This is a genomic window from Collinsella sp. TF07-1 (assembly GCF_003437235.1).
Lineage (GTDB): Bacteria > Actinomycetota > Coriobacteriia > Coriobacteriales > Coriobacteriaceae > Collinsella.
Genome location: NZ_QSRV01000025.1, coordinates 1 through 17195, shown reverse-complemented (window position 1 = coordinate 17195; position 17195 = coordinate 1). Strand labels below are relative to the sequence as shown.

Below are 17195 nucleotides of genomic sequence, written 5' to 3'. Positions count from 1 at the left end.
CTTTACTACTCGGCGTCCTTCAGGGGCGGCATGGGCTTCCAGTTGGGATCCTTAACGATCTTGCGTGCGTCCTTCATGCCACGGCGCAGCGCCGGAATACCGGTCTTAAAGCATTTGTCGACTGCTGCCAGACGAATGAACTCCTTGCAGAAGGTCGCGGCATTGCCCAGACGGAACAGCACGGGGTGGTAGTCGCCGTAGATCTGCATGTAGCGTGCCAGATAACCGCGGTTGCGCATGATGTAGTAGCGGTTGGTGTCGCTCGTGGAGTTGAGCTGGCGCTTGCCGGCGATATCCCAGTTAGAGACGGCGCGGGCGCGCTTGAGCACCACGTCGGCAACCACGGCGGCGGGGAAGTGCTGGCTGGCCACGTAGCCGTAGCAGGCATCGTCGCCGTAGATAAAGAAGCGCGCGTCGGGCAGGCCAATCTTGTCGACCACGCGGCGCGAGAACATGCCGCCCTCAAAGCACAGTTGGTTCATGGTGCGGTAGCCCTCGGGTTCCAAATCCCACTTGGCGATGGGGTTAGGGATGCCGAGCGAAAGGATGAGCTGGTACTGCCAAAAGAAGGCGCCGCCGTCAAAGTCCAGGCGCGAACCCTGAATGACGTCGTAACGGTCGGTCCACTTGGCCAAGCGCTCGATGCCTTCGGGGATGACGAGCACATCGTCGTCCATGACCCAGAACCACTGGGCCCCCAAGTCGTAGGCGCATTTAGTGCCGGCGGAGAAGCCGCCCGCACCGCCGCCGTTTTCGAGCTGCGGGGCGTAGATGACGCGGCCGGTGTCGCCCTGCGCGTCGGGCTGCTCGGTGTCGATACCCCACAGGTTGGCCAGACGCTCGTTGAATGCGGCGCACATGGCCTCGGTCTCGCGCGAATTCTCGTTATCGACAATCACGATGCGCCAGGGCGTTGCCGTGAGATCGGTCATGGAGTCGAACAAGTTGGCCAGGAGTTCCTGGCGCTTGTACGTAACGACGACAATGGCGAGCTTATCGATGGGAGCGGGAAGGGTTGAAGTCATGGGGCAATATATCCTTTCACGCGCGGCGGGCGAGCGCTGCGCGGAAGCTATCGAATACGTCCTTGGGACTGTCCTATTGTAAAGGCTCGCCGCACCTTGACGGCAAGCTTTGAATAAAACGCAGGAACCTGCCACGGGTGTAGCGGCTTTGACGTCTGACGGCAGCGTGTCTATTGCCGCTTGAGCTTGCGAACGATAAGGCTTCTAGCTGCATCGATGATGAGGAGCGCCAGAGCAAAGACGATGCTAATGACGGTACCCGTGATGATACATATAGCTGCCGGGCTGTTTTGGCTGACCAGCATGTTTGCGAGCAACGTATTGAAGACGGGACGTCACAGGCTACTGGTGAGCGACTGCATCACATAGAAACCGAGCGTGGCGGTCGATAAGGTGACGATGACACCCGCAGTCCGCGGATTGCCTGAGGCACTGCGTCGGGTTGCCGAAAAGAGCAAGGAGGCGGCAGCGAGGGCAAACGAGATCAGCGAGGTCGACTTGTAGGAGAGGACTGCCATCGCCGTGAGGTTGCCGGTGAAGGAGAGTGCTCCTTCCAGGATGGTGGCGAGCGCCAAAATCGCAGCGAGCGACCGCATGCCCAAGGCGCCCGCCCTGTCCGAATCCATGACATCGGTAACGTCGCGGAGCAGACCGCCGATCAAAAACGCGATTACGTACGTGGCAGCGCTCATGAGCTTCTGGAGCCAAGAAAACTCGCCGGCGCTTGTCGTACTCATGGCGGCTATATACCCGTTAACAACAAATGCGAGGATGCCAACGGCGATGACCGTCGTCGTGTAGCTCTTCTGGGAGAGTCGACTCTTAGCCAGTCCAAACCATGGCGCCATGAAGACCGTGGCGGCATAGACCCAGATAAACTCAAGGCCTAGCGTGTACCAGTAGTGCGTGTTGAGGGTAACATCGGGAATGGGGGAGACGACCGTGGACCACGCGAGCGCCACGAGGCAATAAAACGTAGTGGGCATAACGACCTTGCCCAGGCGCTGCGTCGTCCGTTGCATTTGCGACTTCCACGTTGCTCCACCGTCCCAAGCACGCGCGGCAGAAGCGATGAGAAAATAGCCCGAGATCATAAAGAAGACCTCGTTGGCCCAGCAGCCCAGCAGGTTAATAAAACCGAGCACGCCGGAATAGGGGAAGGCGGCAAGCGGCGCGTATTCCGGCAAGCCGACACAGGTTGCCTGGAAGGTCCACTGAAAGGTGTGGAACACCGCGATACCGGCGACTGCGACCAGGCGCAAGGCCTCGATGGATATGTTGCGTGCGGCTTTGGGCTGCATGACGTCCTTTCGTATCGGTTTGCCTCTGCGAGCTCCATAGATTATATAAACGCCCGCTGGCGCGCTGACCCTTTGATACCATGAAACGACAGGTATTTCCTAAGGAGCACATTTGTCTACTAACGCCTCTGGCAGCCCTGTTCTGTCGCTGCTTATTCCCATTTACAATGTTCAGCGCTACCTGCGCGAGTGCCTCGATTCCGCCCTGGCGCAGACGCTCAAGGACATCGAGATCATCTGTATCAACGACGGGTCGACCGACAACTCGCCGGCGATTATCCGCGAGTATATGGAGCGCGATGGGCGCGTCAAGATGATCGACAAGGCCAACAGCGGCTACGGCGACTCGATGAACCACGGCCTGGAGATGGCGCGTGGCAAGTACGTTGGCATCTTGGAGTCCGATGACTTTATGGCGCCCGATGCACTCGAAATGCTTGTCTCGGCCGCCGATAGCAATAATGCCGACTTTGCGAAGGCGAACTTTGATTTCTACTGGTCTAAGCCCGAGGAGCGCCGTTCGCTGCACGAGATGTTTAAGGCCAAGGACTGTGGCAAGCCGGTGCACCCGAGCGATACGACGCAGTTCTTTAAGCAAAAGCCGTCGATTTGGTCGGCCGTGTACCGTCGCGATTTTCTTGAGCGCAACGGCATTACGTTCCTGCCGACTCCGGGGGCATCCTTTCAGGACACGTCATTCGCCTTTAAGGTGATCGCGTGCGCCGATAAGGCTGTTTACCTGCATGATGCCGTGTTGTCGTATCGCCAGGACAACGAGAATTCCTCGGTCAATTCTTCGGCTAAGGTCTTTTGCGTCAATACCGAGTATGCCGAGATTGAGCGTTGGATTCGAGAGGATTATGCCCGCGACCACGCAAGTGATGACGTCGCGCGCATGCTCAAGTTCAATCAGCTCATTAAGTACGATTCGTACATGTGGAACTACGTGCGCCTGGCGCCTAAGTTCTATAAGGAGTTCCTGGTTCAGATGGCCAAGGAGTTCCAAGCGGCCTTGGACGCCGGGGACTTTTCGCTTGACGACCTCAAGCCGTGGAAGCGCGCAAATCTCGCTGCCATCCTCAAAGATCCCGAGGGCTGGGTTGACGAGCATCCGAGTTTTGCGACGGATGGTGCCTTGGGGCGTGCTAAGTATTACGCCTCGGTTGGAGGCCCAGGCGTGGTCGCTGCCTTCCTCATCGAATCGCTGAGGGGGTAGGTCGACATGGGAGAGGCCTCGTGTCCTAAAGCTACCATTGTCGTCCCCGTTTACAACTCTGCACGCTCCATTCAGCGATGCCTCGATTCGCTGTTGGCCCAGTCCGAGCGCTCGATTCAGGTTGTCTGCGTCAACGACGGTTCGACTGATGATTCGTTGAACGTGTTGCGCCAGATCGCGCAGGCCGACGATCGCGTACTGGTGATTGACCAGGAAAACGCGGGCGTCTCGTGTGCTCGAAATGCCGGTATCGATGTCGCCGAGGGCGAGACCGTCTTTTTTGTGGACGCCGACGATTACATCGATGCCCGGACGGTCGAGCACGTGCTGCATTCCATGGAGTCTGCAGATGCCGAGGCCGCCGTTTTTGGCGGCGTCTGTGAACCTGCCGATGCTGCCCCCAAGCGCGTCCAGCAACTCATGAGCCCCAAAGCTGGTACCTTCGGCGCCCGTGATCCCCAACTGCTGTTCCATTCGAATGCGCAGCCCTATGCCTGCCGTGCGGCTTTTTCGTGCGAGCTGCTCAATCGCGAAGGCATTCGCTTCGCCCCCGGTTTGGCTTTGGGCGAGGACGTCGTCTTCCAATTTGCGGCTTATGCGCTTGCCCGTAAGACCGTCGTCATGCCGGACAAGTTCTACCACTACGTGATGGAGAGCGAATCGGCGACGCACGAGTTCAACAGTGCCGAGGCTCGTGCCAAAAAGCTTGACGCCCACATGAGGATGCTCGAGGAGGTCTTGGAGGGCTGGGCGGTCTACGGTCTTTTGGACCTGTGTCCCGGCGAGCTGATAACTTGGTTTTTGGACCTAATTGTGTTCGACCTGGCGCGCTTGGATGCCGATGACTTCCATCGCGTGGCGGCTCGCGTCAACATGGACCTCGCGACGTTTTTGGGAACGGACTGGGCAGATATGCCTGCCAAGGGCGCTGTTTGCCGTGTTGCCCACAAGTTCGTTGCGACGACCTCGGGCGTTTCGATGGCAGACGCCACGCTGTTCTATCTTTCGACTCGCGGTCTCAAAGCCTGCCTGGAGCGCTTTCTCTAATTCCAAGCGCTGCCGCCCGCCGCAACTCGGCTGCTAAAATAACCCTGTTACACGCTATTCAACAGGAGGTTCTCTTGCAGAGCTCTGATACCCCTAAAGTTTCGCTGCTTGTCCCCATTTGCAATGTCGAGCGCTATCTGCGCGAGTGCCTCGATTCCGCCGTGGCGCAGACGCTCAAGGACATCGAGATCCTCTGCATTAACGACGGGTCGACCGACAACTCGCCGGCGATTATCCGCGAGTATATGGAGCGCGACCCCCGTGTAAAGATGATCGATAAAGCCAACAGCGGCTACGGCGACTCGATGAACCGCGGCCTGGAGATGGCTCGCGGCGAGTACGTGGGCATCCTTGAGTCCGACGACTTTATGTTTGAGGACTCGCTCCAAAAGCTGGTCGCCAAGGCCGATGCTGAACATGCCGATGTGGTAAAGGGCGACTTTTACCTGTATTGGTCCACGCCCAGCGAACGCCGTGAGCTGTTTGGGATCTTCGACGAGCATATGACGGGCGCCGCTTATCGCCCCGTCGATCGCCCGGGCATTTTCTACCGCAAACCTTCCATTTGGTCGGCTATCTATCGGCGCGAGTTCCTCAACGACAATCAGATTCGGTTCCTTCCCACGCCGGGTGCTTCGTATCAGGATGCGGGTTTTAACTTTAAGGTCTGGGCATGCGCCGAGCGTGCCGCGTTTATTGCGGACCCCATTTTGTGCTATCGCCAAGACAACGAGAAGAGCTCAGTTAATTCGCCCAACAAGGTGTTTTGCGTGTGCGACGAATATGCTGAGATGCAACGTTTTTTGGACGAGCGTCCCGAGCTCAAGGCTCAGCTTCAGGGCATTTTAATGCGCATGAAGGTCGATACGTACCGTTGGAATGATGAGCGCCTGGTCGATGAGTTGCGCGAGCAGTTTTGGGAGAAGGCCTCTCCCGAGCTCAAGTCCGATTGGGATGCCGGTCGCTTTGACCTGTCGCTGTTCGATCCGCGTGGCGAGACCGACTTGCGCCTGATGGTCAAGTCGCCCCGCGCCTATATCGATTCGCGCTTTGGCTTTAAAAAGCCGGGCAAGATCAATACGTTTAAGCACTACTTTAAGATTGGCGGGCTGCCGCTGGTCTGGCGCGTGCTGACGTATCAGCGCACCTACGGTGATAATCCGCACCCCGATGACGTTCCGGTCGCACAGTAGGAGCACTTGACTATGGCTACCCCCAAGATTTCCGTTGTCGTTCCCATCTATAACGTGGAGGAGTGCCTGGCCTGGTGCCTGGACTCCCTGCTTGCGCAGGACATGCCCGATTGGGAAGGCGTGCTGGTCAACGACGGCTCGCCGGACGGCTCGCGCGATATTGCGGCTACCTATTGCGAAAAGGACGCGCGCTTTACGCTGGTCGATAAGGAGAACGGCGGCCTGTCGAGTGCGCGTAATGCAGGCATCGCCGCGTCCACGGCGTCCATCGTTGCGTTCTTGGATTCCGATGACCGGTTTACGCCCGATGCATGCCGCGTGATCGTCGATGCCTTTGAGCGCGAGGACTGCGACGTTTTGACGTTTGGAGCGAACCCGTATCCGCTGGAAGCGGGGTATCCGTGGCTTAACTATGTGCTGAGTCCGCACGATGTGTCGTTTGAAGGCTATAGCTCTGACCTACTGTTTAAGGAAGCGTCTCGCCCCTTTGCATGGCGCACCGCTTGTAAGCGCGCTTTTTTGCTGGCCAACGGGATTGTGTTCGATGAAACCGTTAAATATGGCGAGGACCAGGTTTTCGATTTTGCCGTGTACGGTCGCTCGCGCAAGACTGCGCTTATCTCGAACAAGCTGTACGACTATCGCGTGGCACGCAAAGGCTCGCTCATGGACACCATGCGCTATGACGACGAGACACGTTTGCTGGAGCACGTGAAGATTTACTCAGCGGTGCTGGCCGATTGGCGCCGTGATGGGCTCGATGCCCAGCATGCCGATGACCTGGCATACTTCCTGTGTGATCTGGTACTGTACGATGCGCTCAGGCTGCTGAGCTCGGGCTGCGGCAAGGTGTTCGCTGCCGTTGCCGCGGCGCTTGACGGTTCTGCCGTGGGCGGCGATGCTGCGCTCGCACAATGCGCTCCTTCTGTTGCCGCTATGGTGCGCGCGGCGCTTGCCAGCAAGGCCCCCAATGCCCGTGCATGCAAAAAGCTCATGTTCGATTACGACGTCTTGAGGTTTGGGCGCCTGGGTGCCTGCAAGCGCATGGCAGCGAACGCCCTGGGAAAGCGAGAAGTGTAGATGAGTATCAAGCGTTTGGCACTTTGCCGCAGTCAGGGCCGTCTGTTTGTACTGCTTCGTTTTGGCGGTCAGGATGTCGCCGCGCTTATTGAGCGGGAGGCTTCTCAAGCGTTTGCCTATGCGACGACGAGCGGTTCTTGTGTGCCGTCGCTGGTGCTCCCGGTCGATCATGGCCGTGTGTTGGCGCTTTGCCCTTCCGTTTCCGATTACGAGCGCGAGCTCGCCGTCTTGGTGCTTCCCTTTTTGGACGGCTCTACGATTGACGTCACATTTGCATCCGGTGGCCAAAGGCTGGGCTCCATTCGCCTCGATAGCCGCGTGGCCAAGCTGGAATCCAAGATTAACTACAAAGCAAAGCCTGCGCTGTGTGCGCTTATCCGCGATGCGCAGCGTGGCGAACACTGCGGCCTCTACGAGATTGATGCCATTCGCTATTTGCCGGCAGACGCCGGCGCGGTGTGGCGCTATGAGGTTACCTGGGCGGGAGACCCCCAGTGCGCACCTGAGCTCCTGATCTTCGATACGCATATGAACGCCATCGATGCCACCGTGCATGTGTTTGAATCGCAGTTCGATGTGCCGCAGCGCAACGGTTGCCGTGTCAATAAAACGTATCTGAGCGTAGAGATGCCTCAGGATATACGGGATTTTGTCGCGATTGCGAGCGATCCCACAGAGCGGATCCAGAGCGGTTTTTGCGCCATGGATGGTCGCCTGTACAACGGCATGGTCGACGACAGCTGGAACCGTATGAAGGACGCGCGTGCAGACGGCGCAGCTTATCGACGTTGGTTTGAGCAGCATCGCGCAAAGCCGGGCGATTTGGCGTGCCAGCGTGTCGCTTCGGCGGCCTTTGCCTATAGGCCGCTCGTGAGCATTGTGGTGCCGTGCTACAAGACCGATCGGGTCTACCTGCGCGAGCTGTTGGACTCGGTGCTAGCCCAGAGCTATGACAACTGGGAACTGCTTCTTATGGATGCCTCGCCTGAATGGGATGCGGTGGCCGACCTTGCGGCGGACGTCAATGACGAGCGCGTTCGCCGCATCGAATTGTCCGGCAACGGCGGCATTGTGGTCAACACCAACGCGGGTATTGAGCAAGCGATGGGCGACTACATCGCGTTCTTGGACCACGATGACATTCTGGAGCCGGACGCGTTGTTCCACTATGTTGCCGCGCTGAACAATGCTGCCGAGGGCGAGCGTCCCCAGGTCCTGTTCTGCGACGAGGACATGTTTCAGAAAACGGGGGAGTGGGGCCAGCCGGTCTTTAAGACCAAGCTCAATGTAGACTTGCTCTATAGCCATAACTGCGTGACGCATTTCCTGATGGTGGAGAAGGCGCTTATCGATCGTATCGGCACGTCCCCAGAAGACGTTGCGGGTGCCCAGGACTACGACCTGACGCTCCGCTGCCTTGCGGCGGGCGCGCGGTTTGAACATGTTGCGCACGTGCTGTATCACTGGCGCGTTCATCCGGGGTCGACCGCCGATGGCTCTGCCGATAGCAAGCCGTATGCTATTGAAGCCGGTCGTCTTGCGCTGCAGCGCCACTTTAACGCGCTGGGCATTTGCGGAACGGTCGAGGAGACCGAGACGCCGTTTGTCTACCGCATGCGCTTTGCGCTGCCGGAGCCTGCGCCGCTGGTGAGCATTGTGATTCCCACCAAGGATCACATTGAGACGCTTGACGCCTGTGTGATGTCGATCGCCCAGAAGGCCACGTATACCAATTACGAGATCGTCTTGGTGGAGAACAACAGCGAAGCCCCGGAGACGTTTGCGTATTACGAAACCCTGTCAGAGCGCGTGGCTGCAGCATCCGAAGGCAAGGGCATCGCGCGCGTTGCGTACTGGCCGGGTGAGTTCAATTACTCCCAGATCATTAACTTTGGCGTGGAGCATGCCAAGGGTGATTACCTTCTGTTGCTGAACAATGATACTGAGGTCATAAGCCCCGACTTTATCGAAGAGATGATGGGCTATCTGCAGCGTCCCGATGCGGGCGTGGTGGGCGCCAAACTCTACTTTGCCGACCATCTGGTGCAACACGCTGGCATATTGGTTGGTGTGCGTGGCGCACTTGCCCATGCCAACCAGGATTTCTCGGCAAAGCGCGAGGGCTATCTTGCCCGCGCCGTACGTCCGGGTAACTTTAGCGCCGTAACAGGTGCCTGTCAGATGGTGCGACGCGACGTATTTGAGCAGGTCGGCGGCTACAACGAGGAATTTGCCGTCGGTTTTAACGACGCTGACTTTTGCCTGCGCGTGCGGGAAGCTGGCTACCGCACCATCTTTACGCCCTATGCCGAGCTGTACCACTACGAGTTCACCTCGCGCGGCAGGGAAGAGGCCAACGAGGAAAAGATGTGTCGCTGGAAGCGCGAGCAAGCACTGTTCATGCAACGCTGGCCTGAGTTTTTCTTGACGGGCGATCCGTGGCTGGGACCGAACCTATCCGATGAGAGTGAGTACTTCTCGCTTTAGACAATGGTTTTACTGCTGCCGAGAGCCGCTAAGGCCACTAAGGGCTATGCCTATCTGGTGCAGCTGGTCGGTTACTCCATTTGGCAGCGCGCCAACTTGCATCGTGTCAAAAGTACCATTGTGAGCGAGCGCGATGTTACCGAAGGCATTGCGCTGGCAGAGGCTCGTTTTCACGATGTTGTTCACGAGCCCGCGATTTCTGGACTTGGACTCAACGATATCAAATATCTTTTGGCCATGTGCGAGGATAAGCAGCAGTCCAAATCATCTGAGATTGCTAAACGTATGGGTAAAAAGACCAATGAGGTCAGCTCTATTAGGGCTAAGCTGCTACAAAGAGAGGTTATTCAGGCTCCACAGAGGGGCTACGTGCAGTTTGCCGTGCCGGACCTAGATATCTATCTGCGAGAGAATGCCGCGGAGATTCTCGAGCGGTTCTAAATCAAGGCATGAATAGCCGCCGGTTAACTGCCTTTTTCGACTTGGCTCGCGTCCCCCCCCCGCGCGCGAGGACGTGCCCAAAGCGGCAATACTGATTGATTACGGAAGGGCATCTCAGGGTGCAATCGATATACTATTTGTCCAAATGAAAGGAAACCCATGCAGCTATCTGAGCAGCTTCTGCACACGACGATTCGCATCGAAGCTTCGTTGGCCTCGGGAGGTTGCTCAGTTGGAACGGGTTTCTTTTTCAAGTTCTGCGACGACGGAAAGACCTATGTGCCGGCAATCGTGACCAACAGGCACGTGGTCGAGGGCGCGTACGAGTATCGCGTCATCTTTTCGAGATCTGACGAGAACGGAAACCTGCTCAATATAAACGAGCAACTTACCATGCGGGGCTCCGAGAGCGACTGGATCGCACACCCTGACGAAAGTGTTGACCTGTGCGTCTTACCCATCGGTCCCGCACTGAATGGTTTTATCCGGGCGGGGAAGCATCTGCTTACCATACCGCTCAGCTTGGAGCTTCTGCCGACGGATAAGCAGATTCAAGACATGGGCTGTATGGACGAGGTGACCATGGTCGGATACCCCAACGGCATTTGGGATGAGGCCAACAACCTGCCGATCGTCCGTCGGGGTATCACGGCGACGCCCTATAGGTACGACTATCAGGGGCAGAAAGAGTTCCTGGTTGACATGGCGTGCTACCCGGGATCGAGCGGTTCCCCGGTCTTTCTCTACAACGAGGGTACTTATTTGGAGAACGATGCTGTGGTCATGGGCAAGAGGCTCTATCTACTTGGCATCCTTCGGGCTGTGCCCATCAGAACTCTTCTCGGAGACATCACCGTATCCACGATTGCCCACGTGAGCGTTCAGGACATGTTGAATCTCGGCATCGTCATCAAATCCGAGCGTCTGAGGGACTTCGATCCCATCGTGAGGGAACGCTTGAGCGTTTCTGGAAATTAGTATTTATTTGGCTCGCCCGCTCTGATGCCGCCCCCGCACAGCTGGTCGGCCTCGGCGTCCATCACCGCGTTCACGACCTGCTCGGCGAGGCGCCTGAGCAGCTCCTGCATGTCGATGGCGCCGTCGTCGAAACGGGGCATGGCGAGCATGTCCGGCGTCGGGTCTGATAAGATTTCCATAGCGGTCCTCGTCCTTTCCTAGAACCTGTTGTTGTGGTGATTTCAGATTCTAGGACGAGGGCCGCTCTTCGTTAAGCGGCCGCTGGGGCGTCACCCTTACACCAACATTTTCGACGCGATCGGCCGCTTCGTGGACTTCGTGCGCGACGTGTGTGCTGAGGATGCTCTGGAAGAGAATCTCCGTTTTGTGTCTGATGCCCTGGACGGTAAGTGCACGCCGCGTGAGATTATTCGCAACTACTTCCTCAAAGATTTCTACAAGGATCACTGCTCAACCTACCAGAAGCGCCCCATCTACTGGATGCTTGATTTCGGTAAGAAAAACGGCTTCAAGTGCCTTATTTACATGCATCGCTACCAGCCAGACCTGCTGGTCCGCGTACGCACTAATTATGTCCATGAACAGCAAGAACGGTACCGCACGCAGCTCGCTCACCTAGAGGAAGCCGTGGCACAAGTTGATATCTCGCAACGCGTAAAGTTGAACAAGCAGATCAAGAAGCTCAACGATCAGCTCGCTGAGACTATAACCTTTGGGGAGAAGATTCACCATTTAGCAGAACAAATGATTGCGATCGGACTGAGGGATAAGCGTGATCGATTTCGGCATCTTTACCATTGACGGGGTGAAGAGGTTCTTGTTCGACGCCCTGCGCATCGATGGGTGCGAGTTCGGAGATATGCAGCTGCGTTTTCGCAGCGACGAGGTTGGGACGTACGCCGATGTCCGGGAGAGGCTGGGGGAGTCCCTCGCCCCCGACGACCTGCTGCTGCACCTCAGGCACGTCACGGCCAACACGGATGGCTGCGCGTCCATTCGCGAGAGCGGGATTCTCGGAATCGGGGACGTGCTCTCGCGTCCTAGTGCGCTTACGCGTCTTTTCGAGGGCTGCGGGGTTCATTTCGACAAGGCGAGCCGAACCGTGTCTGTCGACGGGAGAAGGCTCAGCCTGGACCTGGTCGATGATGCCTTCCTCGGACGGGAGTCCTCGGAGCCGATAGATGGACTTCTGTACATTCTGGCGGAAGACTCCCTCGTGAACTCCTTCATCCACAAGTCGTGCATCCGGGAGTACTCCACGCTTTCGCGGTATCCCGAGGCCATATGGGCTCTGGAAGAGGTCGTCGGGCATGGGAACGAGGCGGTTTGGAGATGGAAGGACGCCGCGCGCCCATATGTTGTCGAGTTCACCGCGACTTTGAAGGAGCTCGATCTGTGTCGACTCCAGCCGGACGATGGGATGGGTTTTTGCAGGGCGGCGGTTTGAAGGAGTCCGTATTCAATAATCTGGTTTACCAGGCGCTCGGGGTCTGCGTGCGGGGTGCCCGCGAGGTTATCGCCTCCCTGCCTGCTGGCGGCGGGGTGCCCCGTCGTCGATCGTTCGGATAACCCCTCTGGATGAGTTCTGCGGCGACCGCGAAGCTGGCTTGGATTCCATGTGCGATAGGGAGGGGCGTTGTCGGATTTGCGACGAAGACGCTGTGGAGTCCCTGTCGGCGTTCCTTATCGCTAATGGGTATCTAGGGGAGGGCTTCTCGGGATAAAACGGGTTTCGCTTGGTCTAATGCGTAGGATGACCAGTTTCGTGTTGTCCCAGCAGGGAATCGCCCGACGGATCAGATTGCGGAAACATGGGGTTCCGATGCATGGGGTAGGCGAGGGGTCGTCGCCCTGATGTGCGAATGAGCTTCACCCTGCTGTCGCATTCTGTCCGTATGGATAATGGCCGGCTTAAGGTGCCGGCCTCCTACCGGAGGAGGTTGCGACGTGCGCGCGATGATCGAGATTGAGTGGATGGACGGGCTTGTGACGAAGGTGCCGGAGTTCGCTCTGGGCGACGTATTCGGTGAAAGCGTTCAGGTAGAGCTCGATTTCAAGTTCGACGACGTGTCGGAGGGCCTCTGGGTCGAGGTGCGCCATCATAAACCGGACGAGGGCTCGGATGGCGACCCGCGCGAAAGGGCCTGTACGCTGCATGCGGACTGTCACTACGGTTTGGTCGACGCGGTCGACCTCGACCGTATCTTCTGCGTTCTCTTTGAGGGGCAGCCGAGGATCTGCCGCATCGCGGGGGAGCTCGTGAACCTCTCAAGGGCCTGTGCTATGGCTCAAGGTTGACGCGCTACTGAACGTTGTCGGTGCGCAGCCTCGCGTGGCGCTCGTAGGGGAAGTCCAGGTAGGTCAGCGCGTCGGCCTCTGCCTCCTGTTACCGTTCATGGGGAATCGGTCAATTGGGAGCGCGGTGGAAATCCTGGACCGTGTTCCTACGCTACAAGACCTAGGCTTCTTCGGTACTGCATCGGGCTCATATAGCCCAGGTCGCTCTTGCAGCGCTTGTCGCGATACCAGACCAGATAGGCGTACAGCATCTTCATGAATTCCCCCATGCCAACATCGTCCCAGCCCCTTCCGTAGAAGAGCTCCACCTTCAGCCTGCCGAAGCCCTCCGTCCTTGAATTGTCGGGTGAGCACCCCTTTCTCGACATCGAGCGCGCGAGGTCCTGGGCGGCGCATAGCCGATCCGGCCCTGCCACCGGTAGTGGCCGCCGCGGTCGCTGGCTTACGCCTTGAGGAAGCGCGCCCGGGACCTCGGCCCCTACGAGGCATCGGCATTGTGCCAGCTTCGATCGGAGGCGGGCTGCTCGAGCCTCATGACCGCATACGACCTCAAAGAGGACTTCTTCGACATCTACGACGAGCACCCGCTCTCGCGGGAGGATGCCGAGGATGCATTCGATGCGTGGAAGGCATCCATCCCCGATGACAAGGCCTACGATCCCTTCCGGGGGCTTGCGAAGGCCGTGGAGAACCACCGCGAGTTCATATTTAACTACCGGGATTGTCCGAGCCGCATCTCGAACGGTTACACGGAATGCGCGAACCGCCTCATCAACGAGACTAACATGATGGGGCGTGGCCACTCCTTCGAGACGCTGCGCGCGTACGCTCTATCGCAGTTTGTCCCGTCACAGAGGTATGGCCCTACGCCTGTCATCTCGGCTGTCGGAACAGGAGTGGGTGCGGTTACCCCAAGTGTCGCTACGACGCTGCCTATCGCACTCGCCTGTCCGCGGCCCGTGAAGGGTTATGTCTCACCGCTGACGAGCTCGCCGCCATGGTCGCGATTGCGGTCCCTTTGTTTAGGCGGGGGCAGAGTTACGAGACCATATGGGCCACACATGCTGACGAGCTTCCTGTGTGCGTGCGCAGTGCCTGCTCCTATCAGGAGAGGGACAGGCGCGCCTTACCTGCTTCTCCCGCGAAAGGACCGTATGAGGAAGCGTAAGCGCAGGGATGTCGAAGGTGCTGGGCGCGACGGGGTTGACCGCACTGGCCGTACCTACGCCGAATTCGAGGCGCTCTCGCTTGCCGACAGGTCGCGCGTGGTCCAATGTGACTCCGTTGAGGGCTACGAGCGCAACACCTACGACATCCTGAGCGCACACATCGTGGCCCGGGCGTTCCAAATCTATTTGCGCAAGCGTCATGCCAGCTCCGGCAGCCATCGTTGCCTGCCTCGACCATATAGAGAGTCTCATAGGCTCTGTTGCTGCCTTCGAGGCTATCTTCGGCATCCTGCTAGTCGATTGAGGAGTCGAGTTCGATGATTGGAAGGGCCTGGAGCGCTGGTGTCTCGAAAGCGGAGCTCGGCGCTGCCGCGTGTTCTGCTGCGACGCGATGAGATCCAACCAGTAGTCGGCATGTGAGCGCAACCACGAGCAGCTCAGGCGCATTCTGCCCAAAAGCCGTAGTGGCGGTGCTCTGAGCCCCTACGACGTTGTAGTATGCTGCAGCCACGTAAACTCTTGCCCGCTTGCTGGACTCGCTGGCAGGTGTCCATTCGAGCTCCTCGGAGACCTGTTGCTGTGCGGCATCGGATGATCGCTTCGGGCTGTCCCTCGACAGCGAGCTCGCCGTCTCGCCCGATAAGGGGTCATCCCCGACGGGGTGGTACCAGGCCTACGAGCGGGGCGAAGGCTCTTGGGCCGCCGGGTGTCAGTGGTAGCGTGAAACTGAACACTTGTTCAGTTTCACGCTACCACTGACAGTTCGCAAGCTTCATTATGAATTCAGGGTACCTCATCTTGTCGATGCGGGATTGGCGCCCAGAGCCGGGATCCCGCCAGAGTGCGATACGCCGTGTGCCGAACATGCAGGCGCGACCGTTGACGCCTTCTTCTCTTCTGCCGGAATCCACGCAGAAAGCATTCTGTACGACAGGCTATGCCAGGTGTTCTACCAAATGGTCATTTTATCTTTCTATAATGAGGCGAGATTCTATCCAAGAATCCGACATGTCGCTCTTCATCGATGCCGAGGACCGTTAAGTCGACTACTCTACCGGTCTCGTTACCTAACTTTTGGGATATCTGTTCGCATCCGGAGACAAGTTGATCGGAATATTTCGAGTACAGTAGCAGCAAATCAATATCACTGTCTGCACTGAGCTCTGAACCACTCAGCGCAGATCCGAACAGATAGACATGATCAAACTGAGAGAACAGTTCTAGGTTGCTGTCGAGAATGTCTATGAGTCTCAAATAGTTCATAGTTTGCGAACGAATGGGAAGAAGCTATCCATATCGAGGAGCTTCACGTTAATTTGCCCCGCAAACACCTGGGCTTCTTCGGAGATGCATTGCTTACCGTTCCATCTATGCAAGTTGACGACAACGGTATGTTCTGCCGGTGCTAAACGGGCCAACTCTGCATAGCTCAGACAGTATTCGTATACGAATAAGAAGCATTTTCCTTTCGCTATATATTCTCTAAGGTTTGTCTTCGACTTGCGAGTTGCTTTCTTTCCGCACAGGCGGAAGTACTTTAGGGCAAAAATCAAGCTGTCTAGCCTCATCTCGGCACGCCTGAAGCAGCGGGCGTCATAGTACATCTGTCGGATACGCGGCGTATCGTCAAGATAAACTACCGCCTCTTTCTCGTTTTCTATTATTTGCAACAATGGATGTTCTGCATCTAGAGAAACATCTATAAATCGCCCCTGTTCGTCAAGCTTTTTGATTAGCAGCTCTAGGGATTCTGCAGAGGGGAGCAGGTCACCTTCTATGGGCTGGATTCCGAAGATGGAGTTGATGACCTCGGGGAAAAGAATAGACCTTTGTCTTTCCGTATTATCTCTGGTGGCTTCGAACTCCTTAGCATGGTCGATAAAATCGCGGACAGCGGCCTGGTTGGAGAAGGAATTGTCCTTGTGGTTCTGGAACAGGCACAAGTTCGATTCGAACAGCGTGCAAAGTTTTCGGTTGTTGACGATTATTTCCTTTTCAAAAACATCCCACAGTCTTCGCTTGTCCTTCATGTAGTAATTCTCATATATCGACTTGTTTCGGGCGAGCAGAGGTGCGTCCTCTTTGCGCAGGTCGTCGAAGGAACTGAACGTCTTTCCGAAAACGCGATCAATTTCTGCGTGACGAATCGACTTCCATTTCCTCACTTCATCTGCCGTGAAAGCGGAGTTTTTGTCGAAATTCGTATGGCAGTTTGGACAGATGAGAATAAGGTTGTCGAACGTGTTCTCTGCGCTTTTGCAATATGGGACGATATGGGCTCGTTCAGCAATGTCTCCATTGCTGATGAATAGATCGGCCCGACAATCTGGATTCATGCATTTGCCGGCAGACTCCGCCCAGAGTCTTCGCTCGACATATGCTGAGATTGGCTTTCTGCTTGTCTTCGACACTTTCCGTCCCCGCTTTGACCTCTTCGATTGACGATTAACTGTCATTTAAGAATATGTTATCCAATGATTGGGCCACCGTCAGGCTTCAAGTGAAGATTATTGAACGGGGAGGTAAATGGAGCACTAAAGAAGTAGACATTCGGCAGTTTTAAGCCCCAGGGTTAACGAATCGCGTGCCGAATGACGCTGCTATAGGCTGTCAAGTCCTTTATCGGACGACATTTTAGCATTCAAGTAGCGGTCGTATTCGCGTCTGATTTCCTCGTGGGGGCATACTTCTCTTTCTATTTCGCTGAGCCTTACATTCGGCACGTTAAGCTCTCGGGCAACCTGCTTTTGGGTCAATCTGAGCGATTTTCGCATGTCCGCCAGTATCGAGCCCCGGGCGTACTTCAACCTCATGGGGCGCCGCAACGTTGGGTAAACCTCCCTGGCTGTGAACCTCTTAAGGCAGCGCATGATCTCTCGCTTTGTCTTGCCGTCGGACTTGCGCTTCGCCATGTAGGCGAGCGTTCTCTCGTCCCCGCGCATCCTGTGTTAGTCATGCCG

17 protein-coding genes and 2 pseudogenes are annotated in these 17195 nt (G+C 57.0%); 11 read left to right on the top strand and 8 right to left on the bottom strand.

Annotation, left to right across the window (positions count from 1 at the left end; all coding sequences use genetic code 11):
* Positions 1 to 5 precede the first annotated feature (5 nt).
* Positions 6 to 1025, bottom strand: a complete 1020-nt coding sequence (locus DXC67_RS08760; protein WP_117638108.1) for a glycosyltransferase — start codon at positions 1023 to 1025, stop codon at positions 6 to 8.
* 335 nt (positions 1026 to 1360) lie between these two features.
* On the bottom strand, positions 1361 to 2326 hold the full coding sequence (locus DXC67_RS08755; protein WP_117638107.1) for an acyltransferase: 966 nt from the start codon (positions 2324 to 2326) through the stop codon (positions 1361 to 1363).
* 112 nt (positions 2327 to 2438) lie between these two features.
* On the opposite strand from DXC67_RS08755, the gene DXC67_RS08750 reads away from it, so the two are divergent.
* The 7 genes from DXC67_RS08750 (at position 2439) to DXC67_RS08720 (ending at position 10768) form a co-directional block, all read left to right on the top strand.
* Positions 2439 to 3542: a glycosyltransferase gene (locus tag DXC67_RS08750; protein ID WP_117638106.1), complete on the top strand. Its 1104-nt coding sequence runs from the start codon at positions 2439 to 2441 to the stop codon at positions 3540 to 3542.
* Between the two features lie 6 nt (positions 3543 to 3548).
* Positions 3549 to 4589, top strand: coding sequence for a glycosyltransferase (locus DXC67_RS08745; protein ID WP_117638105.1), 1041 nt, complete (start codon positions 3549 to 3551; stop codon positions 4587 to 4589).
* A gap of 74 nt (positions 4590 to 4663) precedes the next feature.
* Positions 4664 to 5782 carry a glycosyltransferase family 2 protein gene (locus tag DXC67_RS08740; RefSeq protein ID WP_158551332.1) on the top strand — a complete coding sequence of 373 codons (1119 nt, stop codon included), beginning with the start codon at positions 4664 to 4666 and terminating at the stop codon, positions 5780 to 5782.
* Positions 5783 to 5794: 12 nt separating this feature from the next.
* On the top strand, positions 5795 to 6862 hold the full coding sequence (locus tag DXC67_RS08735) for a glycosyltransferase (protein WP_117638103.1): 1068 nt from the start codon (positions 5795 to 5797) through the stop codon (positions 6860 to 6862).
* A complete protein-coding gene (locus DXC67_RS08730) occupies positions 6863 to 9349 on the top strand; it encodes a glycosyltransferase family 2 protein (protein WP_117638102.1) in 2487 nt (828 codons plus the stop codon).
* Positions 9350 to 9469: 120 nt separating this feature from the next.
* Complete coding sequence (locus tag DXC67_RS08725) at positions 9470 to 9790, top strand: hypothetical protein (protein ID WP_199410709.1); 321 nt, start codon at positions 9470 to 9472, stop codon at positions 9788 to 9790.
* A 159-nt stretch (positions 9791 to 9949) separates the two neighbouring features.
* Positions 9950 to 10768, top strand: a complete 819-nt coding sequence (locus tag DXC67_RS08720) for a serine protease (protein WP_117638101.1) — start codon at positions 9950 to 9952, stop codon at positions 10766 to 10768.
* On the opposite strand, the gene DXC67_RS08715 is transcribed toward DXC67_RS08720, so the two are convergent.
* On the bottom strand, positions 10765 to 10947 hold the full coding sequence (locus tag DXC67_RS08715; RefSeq protein ID WP_006235576.1) for a hypothetical protein: 183 nt from the start codon (positions 10945 to 10947) through the stop codon (positions 10765 to 10767). The two genes, DXC67_RS08720 and DXC67_RS08715, sit on opposite strands and share 4 nt — an antisense overlap.
* A gap of 130 nt (positions 10948 to 11077) precedes the next feature.
* Between DXC67_RS08715 and DXC67_RS08710 the strand changes: the two genes are divergently transcribed.
* The 3 genes from DXC67_RS08710 (at position 11078) to DXC67_RS08700 (ending at position 13066) form a co-directional block, all read left to right on the top strand.
* Positions 11078 to 11569, top strand: coding sequence for a hypothetical protein (locus tag DXC67_RS08710; protein ID WP_117638100.1), 492 nt, complete (start codon positions 11078 to 11080; stop codon positions 11567 to 11569).
* Positions 11541 to 12215 carry a hypothetical protein gene (locus DXC67_RS08705; RefSeq protein ID WP_040359437.1) on the top strand — a complete coding sequence of 225 codons (675 nt, stop codon included), beginning with the start codon at positions 11541 to 11543 and terminating at the stop codon, positions 12213 to 12215. Before DXC67_RS08710 ends, DXC67_RS08705 begins: the two co-directional genes overlap by 29 nt.
* Before the next feature lie 500 nt (positions 12216 to 12715).
* Positions 12716 to 13066, top strand: coding sequence for a hypothetical protein (locus DXC67_RS08700; RefSeq protein WP_040359438.1), 351 nt, complete (start codon positions 12716 to 12718; stop codon positions 13064 to 13066).
* 146 nt (positions 13067 to 13212) lie between these two features.
* Here the strand turns inward: DXC67_RS08700 and DXC67_RS10685 are convergent.
* Positions 13213 to 13505: pseudogene (locus DXC67_RS10685) on the bottom strand (IS3 family transposase); the annotation flags it as partial.
* Positions 13506 to 13515: 10 nt separating this feature from the next.
* Between DXC67_RS10685 and DXC67_RS10840 the strand changes: the two are divergent.
* Positions 13516 to 14556, top strand: a complete 1041-nt coding sequence (locus tag DXC67_RS10840; protein WP_158551330.1) for a transposase — start codon at positions 13516 to 13518, stop codon at positions 14554 to 14556.
* Between the two features lie 639 nt (positions 14557 to 15195).
* Here DXC67_RS10840 and DXC67_RS10835 read toward each other — a convergent pair.
* From DXC67_RS10835 to DXC67_RS10680, 4 genes and pseudogenes are all read right to left on the bottom strand, one after another.
* Complete coding sequence (locus tag DXC67_RS10835) at positions 15196 to 15498, bottom strand: nucleotidyltransferase domain-containing protein (protein ID WP_006235584.1); 303 nt, start codon at positions 15496 to 15498, stop codon at positions 15196 to 15198.
* Positions 15495 to 16646 (bottom strand): HNH endonuclease signature motif containing protein, encoded by a 1152-nt coding sequence (locus DXC67_RS08680; RefSeq protein WP_233503217.1) that lies wholly within the window; start codon positions 16644 to 16646, stop codon positions 15495 to 15497. The genes DXC67_RS10835 and DXC67_RS08680 overlap by 4 nt, the downstream gene beginning before the upstream one ends.
* Positions 16647 to 16835: 189 nt before the next feature.
* A complete protein-coding gene (locus DXC67_RS10830) occupies positions 16836 to 17009 on the bottom strand; it encodes a helix-turn-helix domain-containing protein (RefSeq protein ID WP_369831369.1) in 174 nt (57 codons plus the stop codon).
* A gap of 57 nt (positions 17010 to 17066) precedes the next feature.
* Positions 17067 to 17180: pseudogene (locus tag DXC67_RS10680) on the bottom strand (IS110 family transposase); the annotation flags it as partial.
* Between the last annotated feature and the right edge of the window lie 15 nt (positions 17181 to 17195).